Annotated in this window: 19 protein-coding genes and 1 tRNA gene; 9 read left to right on the top strand and 11 right to left on the bottom strand. The window is 43.0% G+C overall.

The window, feature by feature from the left end:
- Positions 1-186: 186 nt before the first annotated feature.
- A complete protein-coding gene (locus FHW88_RS22240) occupies positions 187-2,178 on the bottom strand; it encodes a M1 family metallopeptidase (protein WP_176627946.1) in 1,992 nt (663 codons plus the stop codon).
- Positions 2,179-2,525: 347 nt separating this feature from the next.
- Between FHW88_RS22240 and FHW88_RS22235 the strand changes: the two genes are divergently transcribed.
- Positions 2,526-2,753, top strand: coding sequence for a hypothetical protein (locus FHW88_RS22235; RefSeq protein WP_176627945.1), 228 nt, complete (start codon positions 2,526-2,528; stop codon positions 2,751-2,753).
- Positions 2,754-3,079: 326 nt separating this feature from the next.
- On the opposite strand, the gene FHW88_RS22230 is transcribed toward FHW88_RS22235, so the two are convergent.
- From FHW88_RS22230 to FHW88_RS22200, 7 genes are all read right to left on the bottom strand, one after another.
- Complete coding sequence (locus tag FHW88_RS22230; protein ID WP_176627944.1) at positions 3,080-3,430, bottom strand: Spx/MgsR family RNA polymerase-binding regulatory protein; 351 nt, start codon at positions 3,428-3,430, stop codon at positions 3,080-3,082.
- Positions 3,431-3,561: 131 nt separating this feature from the next.
- Positions 3,562-6,033, bottom strand: coding sequence for a TonB-dependent receptor domain-containing protein (locus FHW88_RS22225; protein WP_176627943.1), 2,472 nt, complete (start codon positions 6,031-6,033; stop codon positions 3,562-3,564).
- A 115-nt stretch (positions 6,034-6,148) separates the two neighbouring features.
- The gene (locus tag FHW88_RS22220; RefSeq protein WP_176627942.1) at positions 6,149-8,605 is read right to left on the bottom strand and encodes a TonB-dependent receptor domain-containing protein; all 2,457 of its coding nucleotides are present in this window, start codon (positions 8,603-8,605) and stop codon (positions 6,149-6,151) included.
- A 104-nt stretch (positions 8,606-8,709) separates the two neighbouring features.
- Positions 8,710-9,270 (bottom strand): aminoacyl-tRNA hydrolase, encoded by a 561-nt coding sequence (pth, locus tag FHW88_RS22215; RefSeq protein WP_176627941.1) that lies wholly within the window; start codon positions 9,268-9,270, stop codon positions 8,710-8,712.
- Positions 9,271-9,556: 286 nt separating this feature from the next.
- Positions 9,557-10,141: a 50S ribosomal protein L25/general stress protein Ctc gene (locus FHW88_RS22210; RefSeq protein ID WP_176627940.1), complete on the bottom strand. Its 585-nt coding sequence runs from the start codon at positions 10,139-10,141 to the stop codon at positions 9,557-9,559.
- Positions 10,142-10,337: 196 nt separating this feature from the next.
- Entirely contained in the window at positions 10,338-11,282 is a 945-nt protein-coding gene (locus FHW88_RS22205) for a ribose-phosphate pyrophosphokinase (protein ID WP_090529157.1), read from the bottom strand.
- A gap of 154 nt (positions 11,283-11,436) precedes the next feature.
- Positions 11,437-11,507, bottom strand: a tRNA-Gln gene (locus tag FHW88_RS22200).
- Between the two features lie 214 nt (positions 11,508-11,721).
- Between FHW88_RS22200 and FHW88_RS22195 the strand changes: the two genes are divergently transcribed.
- Positions 11,722-14,859 (top strand): DUF2723 domain-containing protein, encoded by a 3,138-nt coding sequence (locus tag FHW88_RS22195; RefSeq protein ID WP_176627939.1) that lies wholly within the window; start codon positions 11,722-11,724, stop codon positions 14,857-14,859.
- Between the two features lie 253 nt (positions 14,860-15,112).
- Here the strand turns inward: FHW88_RS22195 and FHW88_RS22190 are convergent, their stop codons facing one another.
- A complete protein-coding gene (locus FHW88_RS22190) occupies positions 15,113-16,189 on the bottom strand; it encodes a hypothetical protein (RefSeq protein WP_176627938.1) in 1,077 nt (358 codons plus the stop codon).
- Between the two features lie 152 nt (positions 16,190-16,341).
- Here FHW88_RS22190 and FHW88_RS22185 point away from each other — a divergent pair, with 152 nt between their 5' ends.
- From FHW88_RS22185 to FHW88_RS22175, 3 genes are all read left to right on the top strand, one after another.
- Positions 16,342-17,025, top strand: coding sequence for a response regulator transcription factor (locus FHW88_RS22185; protein WP_176627937.1), 684 nt, complete (start codon positions 16,342-16,344; stop codon positions 17,023-17,025).
- Positions 17,022-18,389 carry a sensor histidine kinase gene (locus tag FHW88_RS22180; RefSeq protein WP_176627936.1) on the top strand — a complete coding sequence of 456 codons (1,368 nt, stop codon included), beginning with the start codon at positions 17,022-17,024 and terminating at the stop codon, positions 18,387-18,389. The genes FHW88_RS22185 and FHW88_RS22180 overlap by 4 nt, the downstream gene beginning before the upstream one ends.
- 198 nt (positions 18,390-18,587) lie before the next feature.
- Positions 18,588-18,956: a hypothetical protein gene (locus FHW88_RS22175; protein WP_176627935.1), complete on the top strand. Its 369-nt coding sequence runs from the start codon at positions 18,588-18,590 to the stop codon at positions 18,954-18,956.
- A 16-nt stretch (positions 18,957-18,972) separates the two neighbouring features.
- Here FHW88_RS22175 and FHW88_RS22170 read toward each other — a convergent pair whose 3' ends face one another.
- Both FHW88_RS22170 and FHW88_RS22165 read right to left on the bottom strand, forming a co-directional pair.
- Positions 18,973-20,073 (bottom strand): acyltransferase family protein, encoded by a 1,101-nt coding sequence (locus FHW88_RS22170; protein ID WP_090529177.1) that lies wholly within the window; start codon positions 20,071-20,073, stop codon positions 18,973-18,975.
- 134 nt (positions 20,074-20,207) lie between these two features.
- The gene (locus FHW88_RS22165) at positions 20,208-22,292 is read right to left on the bottom strand and encodes a beta-galactosidase (protein WP_218117270.1); all 2,085 of its coding nucleotides are present in this window, start codon (positions 22,290-22,292) and stop codon (positions 20,208-20,210) included.
- A 186-nt stretch (positions 22,293-22,478) separates the two neighbouring features.
- Between FHW88_RS22165 and FHW88_RS30215 the strand changes: the two genes are divergently transcribed.
- The 4 genes from FHW88_RS30215 to FHW88_RS22150 all read left to right on the top strand — a co-directional run bounded on the left by FHW88_RS30215 (position 22,479) and on the right by FHW88_RS22150 (position 26,275).
- A complete protein-coding gene (locus tag FHW88_RS30215) occupies positions 22,479-23,516 on the top strand; it encodes a family 43 glycosylhydrolase (RefSeq protein ID WP_255485395.1) in 1,038 nt (345 codons plus the stop codon).
- Positions 23,464-24,231, top strand: coding sequence for a discoidin domain-containing protein (locus tag FHW88_RS30210; RefSeq protein WP_255485394.1), 768 nt, complete (start codon positions 23,464-23,466; stop codon positions 24,229-24,231). The genes FHW88_RS30215 and FHW88_RS30210 overlap by 53 nt, the downstream gene beginning before the upstream one ends.
- 539 nt (positions 24,232-24,770) lie before the next feature.
- The gene (locus FHW88_RS22155; protein ID WP_176627934.1) at positions 24,771-25,274 is read left to right on the top strand and encodes a hypothetical protein; all 504 of its coding nucleotides are present in this window, start codon (positions 24,771-24,773) and stop codon (positions 25,272-25,274) included.
- Positions 25,275-25,321: 47 nt separating this feature from the next.
- The gene (locus FHW88_RS22150) at positions 25,322-26,275 is read left to right on the top strand and encodes an acetyl-CoA carboxylase carboxyltransferase subunit alpha (RefSeq protein WP_090529188.1); all 954 of its coding nucleotides are present in this window, start codon (positions 25,322-25,324) and stop codon (positions 26,273-26,275) included.
- Positions 26,276-26,336: the final 61 nt, after the last annotated feature.

Here is a 26,336-nt window from a genome sequence, read left to right as displayed (position 1 = left end):
AAAACTGCATAGGCTATAGACTAAAAAACAAGTTTAAAACTGGTCGTTCCCGGGTATGGTGTTTAGCATTGTAAGCAGGGGCACTTATCGCTATTGGAGACCAGGCAAGGGACGCTTAATGCAAAAACGGCAACAAGATATCTTGTCGCCGTTCACCGATCTCCCCTTCAGGAGAGATTTATAAGATTATTTTTTCCAAACGTTATTTTCGGGATTGTAATCCGGTAATACTTTATCAGGATCGTAAGTAACCGATTCAATTTCTTCGGTTGATGGATATTTAAATGTCCATGATGCATAACGCTCCCAAATTTCAACCGGCAGTTTTACGCGGTCAACTTTACCACCTTTGGTTTTAACTTCCAGGATAACCGGCATTGCCATTTTACCCAGGTTATCTAAAGTGATCAGCGAGCCTTTAGTTGGATCGTTGTCGACATATTTCACATCGCTTACAGCAACATCCAAACGCCAGTCGTTCAGGAACCAGCCTCTCCAAAACCATTGCAGGTTTTCGCCGCTTGCATTTTCCATCGTGCGGAAAAAGTCGTCGGGAGTTGGGTGTTTAAATGCCCAGCGGTTGATGTAGGTTTTAAATGCGAAATCAAAACGTTCAGGGCCTAAGATCTGCTCGCGTAGCAATACTAAACCGGCACTTGGTTTTGAGTAAAGCAGGGTACCTGTATTTCTTTCTTTCAGGTTGGCCGGCTGGCTCATAACAGGCTCAAGGTCGGGCCTGGTAAAGAAAGCGCCGATAGTGTGCATATCCGGCACGCGGGTATTTTTGTATTCGCCGTTATTAAAGTTAGCGGTAGAAAGTGTATTGATGAACGTATTAAAGCCCTCGTCCATCCAGCCGTACATGCGCTCGTTTGAGCCTACGATCATCGGGAACCAGGTGTGACCAAACTCGTGATCGTTAACTCCCCAAAGGCTTGCTTTTTTCGCTTTAGCTCCGCAGAAAACAATACCGGGGTATTCCATACCACCTACTATCCCGGCAACAGCAGTAGCGGCAGGGTAAGGGTACTCAAACCATTTTGATGAGTTATACTCGATAGATTTTTTAACATACTCGGTTGAACGGCCCCATGCATCGTTGCCATCGCTTTCAACAGGGTAAGCTGATATTGCAGTTGATTTTTTACCGCTTGGCAGGTCCATTTTAGCTGCATCGATAATAAAGGCTGCAGATGAAGCCCATGAAGCATCGCGGGCATTCTTGATTTTAAAGTGCCAGGTTAACTGGGTTTTACCGGCAGGGCGCGATTTTGGATCGGTAACCTCAGCAGCCGAACGGATGATCACTGTGCTTTCGCTTTTTTCGGCGGCTGCCCAGCGTTTCAATTGCTCAGGGGTATATACATCCTGCGGGTTTAATAATTCGCCGGATGCTACTACGATATGGTTTGCAGGAGCAGTGATGCTCAGGTCAAAATCACCATATTCCAGGTAAAACTCACCCGGGCCGCTATACGGCAGGGTGTTCCAGCCCATTACGTCGTCATACACACATACGCGCGGGTACCACTGTGCAATAGTATAAACTTTACCATTTTTGGTTTGCAGATAGCCCATACGGTCTGATCCATAATTTGGCGACACAAATGAGTATTCAATTTTCAGTTTAGCCTGTCCGCCGTTCGCGGCAATTTCCTTTGGAAGGAAAACCTGCATCCTGGTGTCGGTGATCAGGAATTTAACGTCGACATATTCGCCTTTCGTACCGGCAACTTTTACCGATTTAATTTTATAACCAGCATCAAATGCTTCACCGCGGCCCCAGTTACGGCTACCCGCAGGCGGAACGATAGCTGTGCCTCTTGAATCGAGCTTAAACAGGTTCTGATCAAGCTGCATCCACATAAAGCCCAATGTTTGCGGACTGTTATTGGTATACGTTAAAACTTCCGAGCCGGTAATTTCGTTGGTTTGATCGTTCAGCTTGGCAGCCAACTGATAGTCGGCACGGTTTTGCCAGTATTTATATCCCGGCTCACCGCTTGCCGCGCGGAACTCAGTACCATTCTTAGTGTAAAACCCGGGACCGAAAGTTTCGTGATAATCGTAAACAGAACCAGCGGGGAGTGTGGTGGTAGGCGCTGGCTGCTGGGCATAACTCATCCCTGCGGCCAACATAAAGGCAAGGCTGCAACCTGCCATCAGTTTTAGTTTCATGTTCAGTCAAATAAATTGCGTAAAGGAACAAGTATACTACAAATTAGGCAGAAGCAAAAGATCGGTAAAACGATTGTTACGGATTTATTAAATAATTAAATTCATGCTTAGTAGCTATATATCAGGTGGATTGGGATAAATATTGAAATAAGCATTTCGAAAATATCATGTCATTGCGAGCGTAGCGCGGCAATCGCATGTTATACAGGGCGGCCTACCTCCGTGCGATTGCTTCGTTCCTCGCGATAACATATTTATTTCCACCATTGTTGGGAGTTGTCATACCAACAACGGTGGAACTTTAAAGGCTTATATTCATAAACCAAATTTCTTTTGTAAATTTGAATATGACCACGCTAACTGTGAACATAACTAATGAAAGCGATTTACCTGTATTACAGGAGATATTAAATCGTTTTGGTTTAACATATACTATCGATATAGAAAATGAGTTCTCTTTTTCAAAAAAAGATATCGAAGGCTTACTAAAATCAAAAAAAGATTTTCTGGAAGGAAAAACCACGGCCCGAAATTGGGATGATATAGAGGAAGACCTGAACCGTGGCTACAATTAAGCTTTTAAAGAGGGCCGAGCTTGAACTTATTGATGCCTGTAACTGGTATGAGGAACAACAAAAGGCCTATCAAAATATCTTAGGAAAGAGCTCAAAGGGGTTTTAGGTATTATAAAACTCCATCCCGAACTGTATTCAAAAAGATATGATATAGATCTTCACTTCGCCCCGCTACAGAAATTCCCATACGTAATAGTTTATTGGTATGATAAAGACCTTGATACTGCTTTTATTATCTCAATTTTTCATACCAAACGAAACCCCGATGAATTCGAAAGCTAACTAAAACTTACGAAGCCCTAAGCCTCGTAAGTCGTCGAATTCCCTTACTTCCCCAAAAAATGATCGGCATAAACCTTTTCATCAAAGCCGAAGAAAATGAAGCCGTTATCTTCAATAACCGGGCGTTTGATCATGCTGGTTTTTTGCTGTAACAGTTGCAGCGCATCGATATTGGTTTTGATGCTTTCTTTAACTGCCGGGTCAAGCTGTTTCCAGGTGAGGCCCTGTTTATTCAAAAATTTCTCATAGCCCGCTTTGCTGTCCCATTCCTGCAGCTTTTCGGTACTTACACCCAGCTTTTTGAAATCCTGGAAATCGTAAGCTACTTTATTTTCTTTAAGCCAGTCGAGGGCTTTTTTTACTGTATTGCAATTGGTAATTCCGTAAACTTTCATGGGGTAAATTTACGGATTTAGAGGTATCATAGGCAGATGCTATGGCAACTCACCTGTTCTTTTACAATGAGACGATACGAAACAAAAAGAGGCGCCATTACGCGCCTCTCCTAACAAATATCTATCAGCAATTAACCATTGCCGCCGCCATTGCTTTTTCCTCCGCCTTTGGTATCATCGTTATTAATGCCACGCTGGTTCTTTTTGATATCGCCATTCAATTTACCAAACTTAAAGTTTAATCTCACGGCAAAATTCCTGTAGCGGTTATGGTATAATGATTCCTGGTCAAAATCAACTGTATGTGTGGTCGATCTGAATGTACGGTATCTACTGTATGGGTTGTTGGCTACCGCTGATATGGTTAGCTTTTTGTTCAGGAACTCTTTAGATAGTACGTAGGAGTTAAAAATAAAATTGCTCGATTTACCTTGTAAGGTAACATCACCGCTAAAGAAACCGGCATCAAGCCCTAAACGGTAGCCACCATCAAACTTGTAACCAATATTGGCAAAAGCGTTGCCGGTGTAACCATCGTTTTTGTAAAACTGACCATTATAAGTACCTTTTAACCATACATGCGAAATTTGCCCGTTGATGTTAACCGTAAATTTCTTAGTGATAGAATAATTGGTATTAAGGTTTAACCCTAACGAACGGTTACTGCCCAGGTTTTGATAGGTGGTAAAAGTAACCGTGTCGATATGATCGCCCATGTTGTTTTGAATCAGGCTGGTCACATTTTGGATAGCATTATTGGAGAATGCATAGCTCAAACCAACATTGATTGATCCTTTTGAGAAATTACTATAGTTCAACTCAAAAGTATTGTTCAGCTCCGGCTTCAGATCGGGATTACCTGTGCTGATAAATTTGGGGTTCGATTTATCGATAAATGGGTTTAATTGGTAAATGCCTGGCCTTTGAATGCGCTGGGTAAAGCCCAAACTGATGCTGCTGCTTTTCATAGAGCGCTGAACAGAAACCGATGGAATAAAGTTATTATAGCTTTTATCAAGCGGCGTGCCTGTAAACACGGCATTTACCTGCGTATGCTCTAAACGCAAACCCGCCTTGCCTGTCCATTTATTCATCTTTAACTGATACGAGTTATAAGCACTGTACACGTCCTGGTGATAGTCGAACTCGCCGGTTTGCCCTGCATTGACGTTATATACCGAACTGGTTGAATCTTTGTCTTCGCGTCTGTAGTCGCTGAAATTGTTCCGCAGGATCACTTTACCGCCGGCCTCAATACTGATTTTCTTCAATGGATAAGCATAATCTAACTGGAAAGTATGCTCACGATTACCTGCATTATTATATTGCCTGAAATCGGGCTGAAGGGCATTGTAATAATTAACCCTTTCCGAAAACTGGTTATCTGTAAAATTTTTGCTCGGCCCGTAACTGTATTTGTAGGATAAAGTAAGCAATTCATCTTTATGCCCTTTAAACCCTAACTGGTAGTTGATAGAGGCGTCGAGACCCTGATCATGATTGTAACCGTTGCTCGACAGCCTATAACCCTGTGTCAGATCACCGGCCGCGTTCGTCTGGGCCGATCGTTGTGAGCCGTCCTGATTAAATTCGCCATGGAAAAACTCGAATGAACCGGTAAGCAGGTTTAGCGTATCAACCTCATAGCTCAGCTCTGCATTAGCATAGCGATATTTACCGCCAAATGAATTATTGCCTGTTTGCAGGATGCTTGATTCAGGATCAAAAAAAGTTTGTTTGGTGGTTGATGTATTAGTATTACGCTTCTGGTTACCAAAACCCGCATAACCCGAAACTCCAAACTTACCTTGCTTGGCAGTCATGTTCAGGTTATAGCCAGGGCCCCATACACTATTATAGCGCATGTTGACGCTGCCGTTATACCCCTGATCGGCGTTCTTTTTAGTGATGATGTTAATTATACCTGCCAAGCCCTCCGCATCATATTTTGCAGGCGGCGTAGTGATCACCTCAATCTTTTCGATGTTGGTAGCCGGCATTGCTTTTAACACGTCTGATGGGTTTTTGGCCATCAGCGCCGACTCTTTTCCGTTGATCAGGATCTTGTATTTACCGCTGCCTTTTAATTTAATGTTATCATCGCCGTCCACAGCTAAAAGCGGCACTTTACGCATCATGTCCAATGCAGATACCGCTTTACTTTCCGGATCGGCAGTTACATCGTAACTGAGGCGGTCAACCTCTTGTTTCATTACCGGCTTTACTGCGGTAATGGTTACTTCATTTAGTTGTTTATTTGATACAGTTACCAGGATCCGGCCCGCATCAAACGTTTTACCAGTTATTGTTACCGGGAGCACTTTGGTTGCATATCCTACTGAAGCTACTACTAACTGATACGTTTTACCTTCGGGAGCTTTCAACTCAAAGCTGCCATCATCTTTTGCAAGCGTACTTTTTACCGGAGTTTTGGTAGCGGCATCCTGCAATGCAACAGTGCCATAACCCAATGGCTTATTGGTTGCCGAATCGATCACGGTACCTTTAACGGTTATATTTTGAACAGGAACCGGTGCGGCAGCCTGGGCCATAGCCATGCCCGTGACAAAACAGCATAGCACTGTTAGTAGAAATTGTTTCATAATTGCGATTTTGGTCATAAGACGTTTAAGATACCCGGGCGTGACACCAAAAAGTATGCGTTTAACACTTTTTAACGTTTGCCACTGCCAGGTAACGGATTAGTTACTAAAGTTGTTAATTGCGGCTTCCGCTGCTGGTATCATCATTATTAATACCACGTTGATTTTTCTTTATGTTACTGTTAAGCCTGCCGAACTTGTAGCTCAGGCTCACGTTAATGGTGCGGTAAAAGTTGTTATTGGCTGTGTAAGTTTCAAAGCCATCACCTTTGGTATAAAAGTCGAGCTTGTTGAATTTTTTGAAAGGATTGTTAACATTTACTGATAGTGTGGCCTTTTCCTTAAACATGGTTTTGGTACCGCTGATGGAGCTGAAGAAAAAATAATTATCCTTTCCCTGCAACAATACATAACGGCTGTCATACCCAATGTTTAAACCGGCGCGGTAGCCGCCATCAAATTTGTAGCTGGTATAAGTAAAAATGTGTCCCTGGTTACCACTGTTGCTGAAAAGCGAGCCGTTGTAATAGCCCTTCAGCCAAACAAACAGTAATTCGGCATTTATATTCACGTTCAGTTTTTTGGTGATTGGATAATTCACATTCAAATCAAAACCCCAGTTTTTGTTCGAGCCCACGTTAGCGTAAGTTGTAGTAGTAACTCCTGCTGTATCAACCGAGGCTAAATTTTGCACCGTGTTATTGGCAAATGAGTAATTGGTGCTCAGGTTGATGGAGCCTTTGGCAAAATTGCTGTAGCCTAATTCAAAATTATTGGTTACCGCGGCCCTTAGGTTAGGATTACCAACGTTACGGTATTGCGGGTTGGATTGGTCGGTATATGGGTTAAGCTGGTAAATACCGGGGCGTTGGATGCGTTGGGTAAAACCAAGTGTGAGACTGCTGCTTTTCAGGCTCCGTTGTACCGATATCGAGGGCACAAAATTATCATAGTTTTGGTTAACGGTTGGTTTCCCTACCGCGAAATCGGCGTTAACCGTGGTATGTTCCAACCGCATACCGCCTTTAAAAGCCCATTTGGTTAGCTTAACCGAATAGGAGTTGTACACACCGTAAATATTTTGTTTATAGGTAAAATTATTCACCTGCGCTGTATCGGCGTGGTACTCATTATCCACGTCACTTTTTACATCAGTATTAAACTGGCTATAGTTATTGCGCAGCGTTGCTTTACCACCGGCCTCAACAGTAAGAATTTTGGAAGGTTGGATATAATCTAACTGAAAAGCATGCTGCTTTGAACCTGAGTTATTGTATTGCCTGTAATCTTTAGGGACACCTTCGCCGCTAAAGTCATTACCTTTTGTGGCTTCGCTGGTTTGAAGATTGTTATTATAATTGTATTTGTAGGATACGGTAAGCAGCTGCTCCTTGTTTTTTTTAAAGCCTAACTGGTAATTCAGCCCCACATCCGATCCTTTAAATTCGCCTGTGCCATTGTTAAACAAACGGTAAAATTGCGTAACGGCATCGGCGCTATCGCGTTGGGTAGTAACCTGATAATTATGCTGATTGCTTTTGCCATGATAAAAATCAAACATGCCGGTAATCAGGTTCAGGGTATCTACCTCATAACTTAACTCACCGCTGCCATACAGGTTTTTGCCAGTGTTGCCCCTTGTACCTGTTTGACTAAGTGTTGACTGCGGATCGGTTGACTGTGGCTTAAAAAAAGTGGTCATGTTCTCGAACGATGACGTACGCAAGGGCCTGTAGTTATAACCAGCATAGCCGCTAAAACCAAACTTCCCTTGCTTCAAGGTAAGGTTAACATTGCCCCGTTCACCATAAACACTATTATAGCCCGTATTGATACTTACGTTATACCCCTGGTCCGCATTTTTTTTGGTGATGATATTGATGATCCCCGCAAGGCCTTCGGCATCATATTTTGCGGGTGGCGTGGTGATTACTTCTATCTTTTCAATATTGGCAGCGGGCATGGATTTCAGCACATCCGATGGGTTCTTGGCCATCATGGCCGATTCTTTTCCATTGATCAGGATCTTGTAATTATCATTACCCCGTAGTTTGATAGCGTCGTTGCCATCAACAGATAACAAAGGTACTTTCCGGATCATATCCAGCGCGGTGATAGACTTGCTTTCCGGGTCGGCCTGCACATCATAACTCAGGCGGTCTACCTCTTGTTTCATTACCGGCCTTACAGCGGTAACGGTAACTTCTTTCAATTGTTTGCTCGATGCCGAAAGCAGGATCCGGCCTGCATTAAATGTATTATTTGTAAGTTTTACCGGGATAGTTTTGGTGGCGTAACCAATAAAAACAGCAACTAACTGGTAAGTTTTACCTTCGGGTGCTTTTAGTTCAAAACTGCCATCGTCTTTAGCCAGCGTGCTTTTTACCGGGGCTTTGGTGGCGGCATCCAGGAGCGCAACAGTAACATATCCCATAGGTTTGTTATTAGCCGAATCAATGATAATACCTTTTACAGTAATATTAGGAACTGCCGGAGCGACGGGAGCTTTTGTTTGAGCAAATAAGAAGGTAGAAAAGCAACAGCAAAGTACCGTTAGCAGGATTTGTTTCATAAGGTTATTTAGGTTTACAAGACGTAAGTACACACCCGTGTGTTACAACACGAATTACGATTTGAACGGAATTTTAACTAAAATATTAGTTTGTAACGACGTTGTTACTTATTATAACGGGTCATGGTAAGTTCGGTTCCAATGGTGGCAAAACTCTTTAACATCTCTATCGAACGATCGATCAATGCAGGCAGTTCGGGCTGTTCGTCTTTATCAAACGGGCTCAGCACAAAATCAACCTGGCGGCCTTTGGGGTAATTATCACCAATGCCAAAGCGCAAACGGGCGTAGTTATTGTTGCCAAGCACCTCTTCAATGTTTTTAAGGCCGTTATGCCCGGCGGCACTGCCTTTGGGTTTTAAGCGTAAGGTACCCAGCGGCAGGGCAAGGTCATCCACGATAACTAAAACATTCCCCACCGGAATTTTCAGGTCTTTCATCCAGTAGCTCAGGGCTTTTCCGCTCAGGTTCATGTAGGTAGTAGGTTTAATAAGGCAAAGCGTACGGCTCTTGAAGGATACCTCGGTATAATAAGCCAGCCGCGAGTTTTGGAATCTCGCTCCCTCTTGCCTGGCCAGTTCATCCAACACCATAAAACCTATATTATGCCGTGTATCTGCATACTCCGGACCAATATTTCCTAAACCTACAATTAAATATTTCATGCCCCCTGGCCCCCTAAAGGGGGAATTATGAAGCTATCCAAACCAACAATACAATCGTCATTGCGAGGTACCAAGCAATCGCAAACTGTACAGGGCGGACCTCCTAATCGGGGATTGCTTCGTACCTCGCAATGACGTGATGGTTATCTTTCAGAAATGCTCCGAGTAATTAATTAAATTTTTATGCGAAGATATTATTTATTGCTCAAACAAAAACAGCGATAGAAATTACTCTACCGCTGTTTTTAATTTCACCTCTTGTTCCCCCTTCAGGGGGTTAGGGGGCTTATTTTTTACCTTGAGCTGCTTCTTGTTCTGCCTGACGTAAAGCACGTGAGGTAGTTACAGAAACAATGGTATCTTCTTTAGCGTTGGTGATAGTTAGGTTTTCTAATTTAATATCAGATACTTTTACTGATTTACCAACTTCAAGAGATTCGATGCTTACTTCAATAGCATCAAGATGATCTTTAGGAAGCCCTTTAATACGCAGTTTCCTTAATTTTTGAACCAGTTTACCACCTACTTTAACACCTGGAGAAGTGCCGGTTAATTTTACCGGGATTTCGATGGCGATAGGTTTTTTCTCATCTAACAATAAAAAGTCAACGTGAGTGATTTTTTCAGTTAGTGGGTGGAACTGAATGTCCTGGATGATAGCTTGTGATTTAACACCGGCAATTTCAAGATCGATGAAATGAACAACCGGAGTGTAAACTACGGCCCTCAAATCAGCTGCGGACACAGAAAAGTGGGTCTGGGTAGCACCACCGTAAAGCACTGCAGGCACCAGGCCATTGTAACGCAGCTCTTTCGCGTCTCTTTTCCCTACGTTCTCTCTTGGAGAACCGCTAATAGCAATTGATTTCATTTTTATTTATTTGTTTATTATTTAGTTCATGGTTGATAGATCATTGTTCATGGCTCTATCTCCCACAAGCTCTTTTTAGTTCATGGTTCATAGATCATTGTTCATGGTCTATTCCCAAGTCGCTATTTTTATATTTATGTTCTCACTCTCAAGGCAGATGATTACTATGAACCATCAACCATGATCTATGAACTTCTTAATCCACCTTAAACAAGGTACTAATCGAACCGTGTTCGTTTACGTTGCTTATCGCTTTAGCAAACAGTTCGGCGGTTGAAAGCACCCTTATTTTGGGGCTGCTGTGTTTAAGCGGGATCGTATCTGTAACTATCAGTTCGGTTAATGCCGAGTTTTCGATAGTTTCATAAGCTTTACCTGATAATACCGGATGTGTACAAACGGCACGTACGCTGCGTGCACCACGCTCCATGATCAGTCCGGCTGCTTTTGCCAATGTACCCGCGGTATCGCAAATGTCATCAATCAGTACTATGTCCTGATCGGTAACATCACCTATCAGCGTCATGGCTTCAATTTCGTTGGCACGTTTACGGCGTTTATCGCAAATTACCACTTCGGCATTAAAGAACTTGGCAAAGCTGCGGGCCCTGTATGAACCGCCCATATCCGGCGATGCAATGGTAAGGTGACCTAAACCAAGGCTTTTAATATAAGGTACAAAAATAATAGAAGCATCCAGGTGATCAACCGGAACATCAAAAAATCCCTGAATCTGCGCTGCGTGCAAATCCATGGTCATGATGCGGTTAATACCGGCTGCAACTAACAGGTTGGCTACCAGTTTCGCGCCAATGGCAACACGTGGTTTATCTTTCCTGTCCTGACGGGCCAAACCAAAGTAAGGTATAACGGCGTTTACATAATGTGCTGAAGCGCGGCGGGCGGCATCAATCATCATGAGTAACTCCATTAAATTATCGGTAGGCTGGTGGGTAGACTGGATCAGGAAAACATCGCATCCCCTTACAGATTCATTAAAATGCGGCTGGTATTCGCCATCGCTAAAACGCGATATCACAACTTCGCCTAACTCACGACCATAAGCATCAGCTATAAGATGCGCAAGCTCCTGCGAACCTGATCCTGAAAATAATTTAACCGGGTTAAATTGTAAGGGCATTTTGATTTTGAATTTGGGATGTTCGATTTCGGATCTTACCTGTCCTTCACCGTTGATCTTTTACAAATACAACCGTTATAAAACACAATTCGGATTTCAAGTTTTCCAATCAGAATAAATCCGAAATTGAAAATCCGAAATCCGAATTTTATTGTTGCCCGACCAGGATTCGAACCTAGACAAACGGTACCAAAAACCGTCGTACTACCATTATACTATCAGGCAATCTCCTTTGGTTTGTTTTACTCCCCGAAAAGGAATGCAAATATAGCGCGAATATTTGATTCTCAAAATAGAATTTTAAAAAAGTTCATTATTAACTCAAACACAGCAAAATAAAATACAAATACGCCTCAAAAGCCCGTTTTTGATGGCAACATCCCAATAGTTTTATTATTTTCGGCTGCATTAATCCTGTTTTTTTACATAGTGTTCGATCATGAATTATAAAAAACTCAACAATATATTTGGCTGGGTAGCCTTTATTATTGCCACAGTAACCTACATTTTAACCCTTGAGCCATCATCAAGCTTTTGGGATTGCGGCGAATTTATAGCCTGTATTTATCGCCTGCAGGTAGCGCACCAGCCTGGCGCGCCCCTGTTTACCATCATTGGCAAGGTATTTACCCTGTTATCTATGGGCGATAATACCAAAGTTGCTTATTGGGCCAATATGGCATCGGCCCTGGCCAGCGGCGCTACCATCATGTTCCTGTTTTGGACCATTACGGCCCTCGCCAAAAAGCTTTTGATTAAAACAGAAGAGCAACTTAATTCAACCAACCTGATCCTCATCATTGGTTCGGGCCTTGTTGGTGCTTTAGCCTATGCATGGTCGGATACCTTTTGGTTTTCGGCCGTCGAATCAGAGGTTTATGCGCAATCATCCCTTTGTACCGCTGTAGTATTTTGGGCGATATTAAAATGGGATGCCCATGCCGATGAACCTCATGCCGACAGGTGGATAGTTTTTATCGCCTATGTAATGGGCCTTTCCATCGGTATTCACTTATTAAACTTACTGGTGATCCCGGCTATCGGTTTGGTGATCTATTTCCGCAGGGTAAAAAATGTTACTACAAAAGGCACACTGCTTACTTTTTTGGTAAGTGTTGTGGCACTGGCATTTGTACTTTGGGGCGTTATACAATACACCGTAAAAGGCGCGGCTTTTTCCGATCTGCTCTTTGTAAATACCCTGGGAATGGGCTTTGGCAGTGGTGCGGTGGTGTTTTTTGTACTGCTCATTATTACCATTGTTGCAGGCATTTACTATACTATAAATCCTGTTAAACCTGCCATTATTTTAGCGGCCGTATGCTTTGTATTGATATTAGGCATCAGCGGTGGTATTATTGGTTTAATAGTAAGCGCGGGTATTTTAGCGCTGCTGGAGTATGTAGTAAAGATCCGCGAAAAGCGTTTCGCGCTTAACAGCTTTTTAATTTGCCTGCTGTTTATCCTGTTTGGCTACAGTTCATTTGTGATGATTGTTGTACGTGCAAAAGCTAATCCTAACCTGAACAACAGCGACCCTGAAAATGCCTTCGCCCTAAACAGCTACCTTAACCGCGATCAGTACGGCGATACCCCGTTATTATTCGGGCAGTTTTTTGATTCGGAAGCTACGGCTCAAACCGAAGGTGCTAATATTTACCGCCGCGGGGCAACCAAATACGAAGTTGCCGGTAAAAAATTGAATACCGTTTATGACCGTAATACCATATTTCCGCGGATGTTTAGCGATAAGCCCGGTCACCCGGAGTTTTACCGTGAGTGGACGGGTCTCGGTGAAAGCGAACACCCAACCTTTGGCTCAAACATTAGCTTTTTTGCCAAATGGCAGATCAACCAAATGTATACGCGCTATTTCCTGTGGAACTTTGCAGGGCGTGCCAATGACCTCGATGGTCAAAGCTTAAATTCAGGCGCCGATGGCGAATGGATAAGCGGATGGAATTTCAGTAAACCCCTGCCCTATTCGGTTACCCAAAGCAAAAGCTATAACCGCCTGTTCTTTTTACCGCTTATCATTGGCTTGTTTGGTGCTGTATTTCATTTTGCGCGCAACCAGCGCGAAGCCGGGGTTGTTGCCATCCTGTTTGTTTGTACCGGTTTAGCCATTGTACTTTACCTTAACCAGGACCCGCTGCAGCCCCGCGAACGTGACTATGCTTATGCAGGCTCCTTTTATGCCTTTGCCATATGGATAGGTTTGGGCGTGATAGGCATTGCCGATGTGTTAAGCAAAAAGCTGAATGCAAAGGTTAGCGCCATTATCTCTACAGTGGTTTGTTTACTGGCCGCTCCTTTATTAATGGCCAACCAGGAATGGGACGATCATGACCGCTCAACCAAGCTTACCCCGCATGATATGGCTTATAACTACCTGAACTCATGCGCGCCAAATGCCATTTTGTTTACTTATGGCGATAATGATACTTACCCGCTCTGGTACATCCAGGAGGTGGAAAATGTACGCCCGGATGTGCGTATCGTGAACCTGAGCCTGCTGGGTACCGACTGGTACATCCGCGGTATGAAAAACAAGATGAACGAATCGGAACCATTGCCGATCAGTATGCCGAATGATAAATTTAAACCGGGCGTACGTGATGTGATCTATTTTAGCGATCAGAAAATTGCGGGGGCTACCGAGCTGAAAGATGTTTTCGATTTCATTACCTCTGATAAAAAAGAAGCCATGGTTGAGTATAACAACGGAGACGTTGCCAATTACCTGCCAACCAATAAATTCAAATTGACAGTTAACCCCGACGAGGTAATTAAAACCGGTACTGTACCAACTGCCGATAAAGATAAAATAGCCCCGGAAATGGACTGGACATTTAACGGTCGTTACGTTACCAAGGATGTACTGGCGATGATGGATATCCTGAGCCATAACAACTGGAAGCGGCCGATTTATTTTTCGGTTACCGTACCTAACAGTAATATGATCGGTTTGGACAAATACATGTACAACGAGGGCTTCGCTTACCGTTTACTGCCATTAAAACCAGATACAGCTGTCGGACCACTTGAAGCCAGCAACACCGGTAAGATGTACGAAAACATGATGACCAAATACAAATGGGGGAACATGAAAAACGCCAGCTATCTTGATCACGAATCAATGACCATGTTTTACCCACTCATCACCAGGCTTTACTCAACCCTGGCCGATGACCTGGCCAAAGCAGGTAAACCTGATTCGGCCCGTAAGGTGCTTAAAAAATATGATGAGGTAATGCCGACAACTATTAACTCGTTAGAAATAGCGGTACGTAAATATTATATGATTGAAAACGCTTACCGCTTAAACGATATTCAGTTAGGCAACAAACTGGCTAACCTGGTTGATGACTATGTAAGCAATCAGCTTGATTACAGCTACGCACTATTCCAAAAAGGTGAAACCAACCTCGAAAACCGTGACCTGCAATATTCCATGCAGATATTAGGTGGATTGGTTGAGTTTAGCAAACAATACAAGCAGTCGCAATTGTTTAATAAATTCAGCGCACAGCTAAATGGCTTTGAAAAGAAATTTGGAGTGACAGGGAAAAAATAAGTCTCCTTTTCGATATTTGTAAAATGCCCACCGGTGAGGAGGGCATTTTTTTATCTACACGAGAACTGGTCGAAGTTTAGCGACAGCGTAACTTCGACCTAAAACAGCTCAAGCTTTCAGCTTGAGTGTGCCTGTCTAAATAGAATTCAAAGCGAGCATTTTAACCTGAGTCGCGGAAGCAGGATGCTTCCACGATTTTAGGTCGAAGTTACGCTGTCGCTAAACTTCGACCAGTTTTAGACAAAAAAACTGACTACTTGTTAACAGTGTCCTGATCAACTTTCACATTCCGGAGATAACTCAATATTAACGGCCTGTTTTCTTTGTTATTTAAAGCAGCCTTCAGTGGTCTGTTAAAAACATTAATAAACAGTAGATCATTATCCTCCAGATAATATGATAAAATCTGTGCTTTACTAATTTTAGATTTTTCGTATTGCCCGATAAGTGTTTTTGATTTTTCATCCCATCTATAGCTAACCATGGTTGAATCGTTGATAATATTAGGTCCAAATTCTATTTTGTCTTTATCAACAAATTGATTATAATAGACCATTTTTATCGTTAACGGATTTGTTCGCTTCACCGTAGCATCTAACCATATGACACGCCCTATCCAACTCCCCTGGGCATTTCCATTGGCAAGTTCATTTAACACCGGGATTAATTTATCACCATCGTATTTATAGAAAAAATAATTAAACCATCCAACGCCTGATCCTTCGGCAAACTGATATTGCCTGTAAACAATATTTTCACCATCTACATTGGTAAAATATTCCGGTTCGCTTTCAAATCGCGAATATCCATCCTGTTTCGCTATGATCTTATTTCCTCTGAAATAATAGATCATAGCACCCGGACAATGCCCGCGATCGCCTACGCCAACCGCAAATTCATCAAACTTATTTTTATTACGGATAAAATGATAGGCCTGTAAATAAACATATCCTCTCTTAACCGAATCAAATAAGCCATTTAAATTGCAATTACTATCCACCGTAAACTCCCCGAAGATTCTTTTCGCCGCACTTATATTTATTCTTTTGGCCGCTATGGCTTGCTTCAACGATTTAAAGTCGGCCATAGAAAGCTGCCGGTTTGTGGGTTTTGTAAAAGTTTTAAAAACAGAATCGGCATAGTAAGCCGCCTTATTCGCTAAAGGTTCAGCGGGCAATTTGCCAACACTATCAAAAAAAGCGATTAGCTGCGACTCAGTGTAGTTGACCTCTTTATATTCTTTCGGCTTTACTTTCTGCGCTTTTTTTACAGTTTTTTTATCAGGTTTCTTAGTCGCATGATTGCAGGCAAACGCGGCTAAAACAAGCATAAAACAGATTATTTTATTAATGATGTTGAAAGGGATAGGCATAACCCGGCTTACAATTAATATTGCTTTAATTTAACGATATTCCTGGTGAGTTTAACCAAAACATCATGGTTATTTATTGTTTATACTAAGCGTAATATATATTTGCCACAATGAAGATCCTGCTCATAGAAGATGAAGCTAAACTGGTATCCATTATCCAGCGCGATCTTACCGCCGAAGGCCACGAAATAAGTGTTGCCCTTGATGGTACAACCGGCTTGGATATGGCTATGAAAATGGATTTTCAATTGATCATCCTTGATATCATGCTGCCGGGTATTAATGGCATTGAGGTTTGTCGCCGCTTACGGCAGGCCAACCAAAATGCCGCCATATTAATGCTTACTGCCCTGGGGACTACCGAAAACGTAGTTGTAGGCCTCGACAGCGGTGCCGATGATTATATGGTTAAACCCTTTAGCCTGGCCGAGCTTAACGCCCGCATCCGGACGTTAGCCCGCCGCAATACCAATCTTGTACAGCCGCCAAACGTGATCCAAATTGCTGATCTGGTAATTAACGGCGACGAAAAATCAGTTAAACGCGGTGATAAAACCATCGACCTGACAGCTACGGAATATCGCCTGCTGGAGTTTCTGGCTAAAAATAAAAACCACATGCTCAGCCGCATTGAGATATTGGAGCACGTTTGGAACATTGATTTCAATATGGGTACCAACGTGGTTGATGTATACATTAACTACCTGCGCAAAAAGGTGGATAAAGATTTTGAGCCCAAGCTCATCCATACAGTTATTGGCATGGGCTATATTTTAAAAAACAACGCGGCATGAGCATCCAGAAAAAAGTTGCGCTGTTGTTCCTGGTACTAACAGTGTCGGTAATATTGATATTCAGCAGTGCTATTTTTTATTTTGTGCACCAGTTTACCTTCGATGATTTTTATAAACGGCTTGAGACCCGTGTAAACATCTCCTCCCAGATCCATCACCTTAATGATCGCGACAGCCTCGGCATGTACCGGGAAATACGCCAGCGCTATCTGGAACGCCTCATAGCCGAAAAGCAATACATCATTAAACCTGATATTTACACAAAAGGCAAAACAGTTAAAGGCGTTCCGCGCCAACTAATTAATAATATCATCGCCAACGGTAAATCGAGGTTTAAAGCCGATAATGTATTTTACGCCGGCAATATCTTCCACTTTCCGGAGGGGGATGCTATTATTGTGGTTTCGGCAACCAATCCATCTGGCCTTAGTGAGCTGAATGATCTTGAGCAGGTGCTGATAGTCAGTTTCCTGATTTCGATATTGATCGTGTATATTATTGGTCGCCGGTTTTCATACCATACCTTTAAGCCGGTACGCAGCATCATTAAAAAGGTAAATACCATTACCGCCAGCAACCTGCATTTGCGTTTGGAGGATTATAACGGGAAAGACGAAATAGCCGAGCTTACCCAAACTTTCAACAACATGCTCGACAGGCTGGAAACAGCCTTTGAAACCCAAAACAACTTTATCAGCAACGCCTCGCACGAGTTACGCACCCCCCTGGCCATCATTAAAGGCGAAGCCGAACTTTCCCTTAAAAATCTGGATCAACCAGGGGCCGATCTGCATAAAAACCTCAAAGAGATCCTAACCGGCACACAAAGCCTGCAGGATATCATTACCAGCCTATTGGGGCTGGCACAAAGCGGGTTCGACGGTAAAAAACAAAACTGGGAGCAAATTAGGGCTGATGAGCTGGCGTTTATGGTTAAAGAAGCCGTTGATCATATTATCCCGACAAATAACCTCAGCATTGATTTTTCATCACTGCCTGATGATGTGGATAGCCTGGTTACACAGGGCAACATCAACCTGCTCAAACTGGCCATCAGTAATATTGGCCTTAACGCCTGTAAATATTCCGAAAACAAACCGGTAATTCTTAAGGTATATGCCGAAAATCACAGCGTCATTTTTAGTGTAAAGGACCAGGGGATAGGTATTCCCGAATGTGATGTCCAACACATATTCGAACCATTTTTCCGTGCATCAAATACCGGCAAATATGAGGGGCACGGCGTAGGCCTCCCTCTTGCACTAAACATTGTAAGGTTGCATAAGGGCAATATCGGTATCGTTTCTAAAGAGGGCGAAGGTACCGAGATCAGGGTAATGCTGCCGGTTTATAAAACCAAATAACACGTTTTGCCACGAACGTACCCCTGAGGGTATTGTGTGTTTTATAGGCTTTGCAAAGCGAATTAAGCATGGCGTAGGAGATTTCTTTTTCCCGCCAGCTCTCAACCGTTTGTTTATCATTCAACATTGTATTTATTAACATTAATCCATCACTGGCACAGCTATTGTTTTAATCAACCTGCATCAAAACTAAACACCATGAAAGCATTTAAAATAAAACTGGCCGTTATGCTATTGGGATTAACATTGGGCGCTACAGCGCCTTTGCTGGCGCAATCATCTAAAGATACTTCATCATCAACTACCAAGGCTAATGGGGCAGGCGCCGGGAACGGGTCGAGCCAGGGTGCTCCGGGCACAGCTACCGTATCAGGCACCGGAACGGGGACATTGCAGGACAGTGACAAAGCCAGCGTACCCAGCGGCGATGCCGGCGTAAAGCAAAGTACCGATCAGAAAACGGTAAACCCATCGCAGATAAGCGGTTACTGGATTTTGGGACTATTTAGCCTCATTGGCTTGATCATGCTGATCATATTGCGGAGAAAGAAGCAAGCAAATAACTAAGCATACGCGTTAACGATTATAGCAATTGTTTGCTCTCACGCTTTTTTATGATTCGGTAGCCGATTTTTTGAGCGGGCAACTCAATAAAATAATATAGAAATGAAGCAATAAATATGCAAACCACCAAGACTAATAAAAACCTTGTAGTATAATTTGCTATAGCTTCGGTTCGGCTTTGAACAGTAAAATAATTGAGCAGTTGGAAATGCTTTAGCCAATCTATCACAGCGAAATTGATTAAGTATATGCTGAAACTTATTTTACCTATATACCTTGTGACCTGGTTAACAATTATTTTAAATTCAAATTTGCTTAGGGCAAGGGCCAGCAATAAAAATGCTATTGTGCATAATAGATAATCGGGAATAATGTCTATTTGAGCATTTCGCAGCATCAGAATCAGTGCAGCGAGTAATATGACAGATGGCTTAATCTTTATTTGATAATTATCCTTGATGATAAAATAAAAGATTATACCCAGTGCAAATGCCGGTAATTGTGAGGGAAAGTAAAAGAAGAGGTAATTACTCCATAAAATTTCGTTGTGCATCAATGGATGGCGGTGCAAAATATTATCAAGAATAAAACGAAAAATAAGTGATAAAATAAAAAATACTGCGGCTTGCTGTGTGTTTTTTATTTTATGAAATAAAACGGGAACGAAGAGATAAAAAAGCATTTCAACAGCAACCGACCAGCCGCCCGGCACAGTGCTGTTGAGCCAGGTGGGATTGAAGCCGTGTAAAAAAAGTACGTTGCCAATAATATTTTCAACTGTTATACCAGGAGCATCACCTAACGAATGACGGGGGCCAAAACCATCCTGCCATAAAAAATAAATGATGGCGAGATAGTACATCGGCGCGATTCTGAAAAAGCGACGGATAAAAAAATTACCCGTAAAATGTTGCTCTGTTCCATACTTGGCATTTGCGGAAAGAAAAAGAGTAAACGCACTAATAAAAAAGAATAGCTGAACACCGGCGCTCCCACGCACCAAAATGTTATTGAGCTGGGGTGGTATGTAACTGGCCGAGCCTGCCTGCCAGCTGTGTACCATTATAACTCCTAAAATAGCCCAGCCCCTTAAGGCGTCAATATATCTTAATTTTAGCATGCAGACTTTGTGATAAGCTGTCTTTTTATTACACGATTTTTAGGAGGCTAAAGGTGTAAAAAAGATAGCGCAATATAAAGCAAACCGCTATTAAATAATTTTTTCGTAGATGTTGTCATTTTAGACAACGATAATTAATTAACCTCAATGATCTTAACTGCCCATGGCTCCAGTTTTAAATCGCTGTTTTTGCTGATATTATCGCCTGATAACAACTCTTTGCCATTATTATAAGGATAAGTCAAACTGGTTTCATTAGCTGAATAATTAAAATAATAATGAACCGTTTTGCCGCCCTGGTTTACACCTTGTTTGGTGATAACCGGCCAGGCTATCTGCTGATCGGCACCCCAGAGGCCAACTTTTTTAACGGCATCGGCCAATAATTTGTCGGTAACGGCGCTGTTGGTTAAGCTGCCTATATATGTTGCCAGGCCCTTGCCGTAAGTGTTTTCGGTAATGGCCGCGTATTTGCCCCAAACCGGGTGATCATAATAAGCTAATACTTTAGCGGTAGTAGGAGTAATGAGCTCCATCCAGGTATTCAGCTTTTTATCTTCGGGTTTCAGGTTCCAGTCATCGGCTTTTAATGACACATTGCTGGGTTCGGTGAACTGGCTGTAGTAAATTCCGCAGGCTTCTTCAATAATTCCCGGCTGATGGGTGGTACGTACTTTCACATTTTCATCGGCGAAACCGCTTTTGAAGGTATAAATGATGTGCCCGCCGTTTTTAACATACGTGTTTAAGCGCTTTAACAAACTATCCGGTGCCGCGTATAGCAGGGGAACTATCAGCAGTTTATAATCTTCAATATTTTTACTTGTTGGGTCAACAAAATCACAGCCTACGTTCATATGGTACAGTCCATCGTAAAACTGGCGCAATACATCATTATAGCCGGTACGCATACCCCAGCCAAAGCCAAAAGCTTTAAAGCCGGTAAGGGCTTCGTTACTGAATAGGATGGCTACGTCGTTTTTCTTTTTCAGGTTAATGAGCTTGCTGCTTAGCCTGTCGAAATCTTTGCCGATGGTTTTGGCTTCGTCATAAACCGGGTTGGGCTCAAAATCATGGCTTAACAAGCCTTTCCAGTACGTTTCGGCCGAGTTATGGATGGAGTGCCATGGCCAGTAGCTCACCATATTTGCCCCCGATGCTAAATGACTAAAAGCCTGCAACCTCAACTGACCGGGATAAGGTACCCATTGCGGAAAGCCCTGAGCTTCGGTTTCGATAGTAAGGTAGTTTTTGCCGCCTTTCATTGATCGGGCCACATCGCCCCCAAAAGAGATCTCCACACCGGTAAGCTTATCCTGGCTGGGGTGGTAAATATCAATGCCTGCAATATCCAAAGCTTTGGCTGCTGCAAAATGATCAACATCGGGCTGAATGCCGAACGAATAGCCGTGCCATTCCAGGTCGAAGTTTTGGGTGATGAACTGATCGGGACGTTTATATTCGCGCACTATGGCGGCCTGCCATGCTAAATAATCAGTAACCAGCTGCCGCTGAAATTTGGCAAACTCCGATGAAAGGCTGCCATTAATGGTATTAACCATCGACGGAAAATCGTCCCAGTTATTGATGCGGTTGCTCCAGTAATCGAGCCCGAAAATATGGTTGATGTTATCAAGTGTTTTATACTTAGCCTTCATGTAGTTAACAAACAACGCCTGCACGTTTGGTCCGGCCGTGCCGTATGATTTGGTTTCGTTATCCACCTGGTATCCTATTACCGCCTTATTGTCCTTAACGTGTTCCATGATCTTGCGGATAACACGCTCGGCATAAAAACGGTAATCTTTATTGGTGATATCCATGTTTTGCCGTGGCCCGTACTGGTTTTGGCCCGATGGGGTAATAGCTAAGATCTCGGGATGCTTTTTTACCATCCAGGTAGGCACAGCATAGGTTGGCGTACCTATAATAACATGGATCCCTGCTTTTTGCATAGCATTTAAAACCCTGTCGATATGAGTAAAATCGAAAACGCCATCCTGTGGCTCTTCCGTACTCCAGGTCGATTCGGCAATGCGTACTACGTTAATACCACAGGCTTTCATCATTTGCACGTCCTTATCCAGCCTTTCATAAGGCATGTACTCGTCATAATAAGCTACTCCGTAAAGCAGCTTATCCATTTTGGGATATTGCGCGAAAGCAGATGCAATAAAAAGTAATTGCATGACGAAGAACAGCAGGGATTTCTTGTTCATAAAAGCGATATTTAGGATAACTGGCTTGTGCTGATGAAAGTACGAATTAATTGTGTTTTTAACACACAATGTTAAAATATTTTACGTTGTGAAACAGATGTAGTAGTACACAAAACTTTTATTGCTGTTTAAAAACTGATATTAGCCCCCTGTTGTAATACCATTATAACCTGTTAGTATTTCCTTATGAAAACAGTTACCAGTTATCTGCTCATCCTGATATGTTGCTGCGCAATGAGCGCCCAAGCGCAACAAAAACGCCTTACCTATTGTAACCCACTTAACCTCGATTATGGTTACACCCCCTTCGAAACTTTTGCAAGCTGGGGTAAACACCGTGCCACCGCCGATCCAACCATGACCCTGTTTAAAGGTAAATATTACCTGTTCTCCACCAACCAATTCGGTTACTGGTGGAGCGATGACATGCTGAACTGGAATTTTGTTTACCGCAAGTTCGTCCGTCCGTACAATGAAGTTAAAGACGATGAACTTTGTGCACCCGCTACATTGGTTTTGGGCGATACCCTGCTGGTGATCGGATCAACCTATAATAAAGATTTTACCCTATGGATGAGCACCAACCCAACGCACGACGACTGGAAAGCCGCTAAAGACTATTTTAAAGTTGGCGCCTGGGACCCGGGTATGTTTGCCGACGATGACGGCCGGGTTTATATTTACCATGGTTCCAGCAATACACTGCCGCTTTACGGGCAGGAGATTGACAGGCGCACCTTCGAACCCATCGGCCCAAAAAAAGAAATGGTTAAGCTTAACCCCGAAGAGCATGGCTGGGAACGTTTTGGTGAGCATAACGATAATGTGTTTCTGCTGCCATTTATAGAAGGCTCGTGGATGAACAAGTATAAAGGCAAATACTATTTGCAGTTCGGCGCGCCGGGTACCGAGCAAAGTGGCTATGGCGATGGTGTTTTTGTGGGCGATCACCCGCTGGGGCCTTTCACCTATCAAAAGCATAACCCTTTTTCATACAAGCCGGGAGGCTTTGCCAAAGGTGCAGGGCATGGCGCTACCTGGGCCGATAAATATGGAAATTACTGGCATATCAGCACGATGGGCATCTCGGTGAAAAACAACTTTGAGCGCCGCATTGGCTTCTGGCCTGCCGGGTTTGATAAGGATGGCGTACTGTACAGCAATACCGCTTATGGCGATTATCCGCATTATTTATCGCGGCCCCGAAGACCATCTGAAAAGTAATTTTACCGGCTGGATGATCCTTAATTATAATAAACCTGTAGAGGTTTCATCAACCCTGGGCGCTTATGCCGCCAATAATGCTGTTGATGAAGACATTAAAACTTATTGGAGCGCCAAAACAGCCAATAAAGGCGAATGGCTTAAAACTGATCTCGGCGGGATCAGCACTGTAAATGCCATCCAAATTAACTATGCCGATCAGGATGCCACGTTTATGGGCAAATCATTAGGTGTGTATCATCAGTATATCGTTTATTCGTCGGTTAACGGCAAAACATGGCAGCCCCTTATCGACAAAAGCAAAAACCGTAAAGATGTGCCGCACGATTATATCGAGCTTAAAAATCCTGTCAAAGCGCGTTACATAAAAATGGTTAACCTGCACATGCCTACAGGCAAATTTGCAATATCTGGCTTAAGGGTGTTTGGTAAAGGTGCAGGTGCAAAACCCGATACCGTGCAAAACCTGATTATACTGCGTGGCGACAGCGAACGCCGCAACGCCTGGCTTAAGTGGAAGCCAAACGATAATGCCACCGGCTACACCATTTACTTCGGCATAGCGCCCGATAAATTGTACAACAACATGATGGTTTACGGCCGTAACGAATACTATTTTAATGGGATGGATAAAAGCCTGCCATACTATTTTCAGATAGAAGCGTTTAATGAAAACGGAATTTCGGCAAGGACAAAGGTTGTGAAGGTGGAATAGTAAAAATCTGTATTGATTGGTTAAATTGTTTCACGCAAAGTCGCTAAGGTGCAATTGAAAACACAATTAACCTTAGTGTCTTTGGGATCCACCACGGAAGCCCCGGAAAAAATAGTGATAGTGTGTATAATATATTTTAGGGGTGTTGTGTGTGGGGTGCGTTAGGGATTGCAGTGTAAAGCCCACAGCGTGTATAGGGATTGCGGGCAGGAAAAGCGAGGACTTGTAACGGAAAGCCCGGGCCGCAGGCAACGCCCATATTTATAAAACAAATCGAAAATATGCCTAATAACCAATGATTTACAATCACGTCATCAGAAAGATATAATCTTTGATTTTGGTTGAAATTTGAGTTATATTTAATAATGAAGTCGATACAAAGACAAAAAATTAAACGCGATAAATTTTCAAGGGAGGATATCTTGAGATCGATGATTGCCTCTTTTAAAATAGAAGGTATTCAAATTCCATATGAAAAAGCCCTGGCTATCTTAAAAAAGATAGATCCATGTTTAAAAAAGTAAGAATTAAATCAACGCATGCTAAAAACCATCCTCCCCCTCCTCATAACCCTAATGCTCAGCATCACTGCCAAAGCCCAGCAAGCCGACAGTACGCTGAAAAAATCGCCCATAAAAACCCTGAGCGACAAAAAGTTTACCCAACTGATTACCGGTGAGTATTTATTTGACGATATTGAACAGGTTGCCCGGCTTAACCATTACCCCATGCCTGATGCAGTGCTGAAGTTTAAAAAAGAATTAAGCCTGAGCCCGATTCAGCTGACCAAAATTACGGCCATTGCTGCCGAACTGCACCGCAAACGTGTAGAGATGGGCAATTTTATTGTTACCAACGAAACCACGCTTGATAAACTGATGAGAAAAGGCACGGATAATGGTAGTATCATCTTTTACGCTAACCGCTCGGGACTGTATTACGGCGAACTCAGGAACGCTATTTTACAGGCTTGTTTAAGCACCGGAAGCGCCCTCGCACCGCAGCAAATCACGAAGTTGGAAACACTCGCTGCTCATAATTGAAAATATCCCGTTTGATTTGCTTAATTTAGCGCCTCCAAATAAAGTGTATGAAGATTACGTTTGATTTTGAAAAACCACTGGCTGAGTTACAGCAGCAAATAGAGAAGGTAAAGCAGGTTGAGGAAAAAAACAAACTCGACATGTCGGCAACTGTTGCCGAACTGGAAGGAAAGCTGGAAGAAGCCAAAAAAGATATATACAGCAACCTCACAGGCTGGCAAAAAGTACAAATTTCACGTCACCCCGAAAGGCCTTACACCTTGCAGTACATCGAGCTGATGTGCGATGATTTCATCGAGCTGCATGGCGACCGTACCGTAGGTGATGATAAAGCTATAATTGGCGGTTTTGGTACCTTGAATGGCCAAACAGTAATGTTTATCGGTCATCAAAAGGGCCGTAACACTAAAGAGCGCCAGTACCGTAACTTCGGCATGGCTAATCCTGAGGGCTATCGTAAAGCCTTAAGGCTGATGAAAATGGCCGAAAAATTTAACAAGCCCGTTGTTACTTTAATTGATACTCCGGGTGCTTATCCGGGTTTAGAGGCCGAAGAGCGCGGGCAAGGTGAAGCCATTGCCCGTAACCTGCTCGAAATGGCAGTGCTGAAAGTGCCGGTGATCTGTGTTATTATTGGCGAAGGCGCATCGGGCGGCGCATTGGGTATTGGTATTGGCGATAGGGTGCTGATGCTGGATAACTCATGGTATTCGGTGATCTCTCCCGAAAACTGCTCAACCATTCTTTGGAAAACCTGGGAAAATAAAGAGCGTGCCGCTGAAGTTCTTAAACTAACATCGACAGAGATGTTTAAGAACAAGTTGATTGACGGGGTGATCAAAGAACCACTTGGCGGTGCCCATCAAGACCCGGTTGCTATGGCCGGTATTCTGAAAAAACAATTATTAAAAGACCTGAAAACCCTTAAAGAGCGCAATATTGATGAGCTTGTAGCGGAGCGTATTGATAAATTCTGCTCAATGGGTGTGGTTAATGAATAATAACAAGGTATCGCGATGCAATCGCTAAACCATATTAAGCGCTCGTTGCAAACGAGCGCAA

It is taken from the genome of Mucilaginibacter sp. SG538B (assembly GCF_013376065.1).
Classification (GTDB): domain Bacteria; phylum Bacteroidota; class Bacteroidia; order Sphingobacteriales; family Sphingobacteriaceae; genus Mucilaginibacter; species Mucilaginibacter rubeus.
The sequence above is the reverse complement of the archived record's forward strand: the minus strand, read 5'-3'. Positions and strand labels throughout refer to the sequence as shown.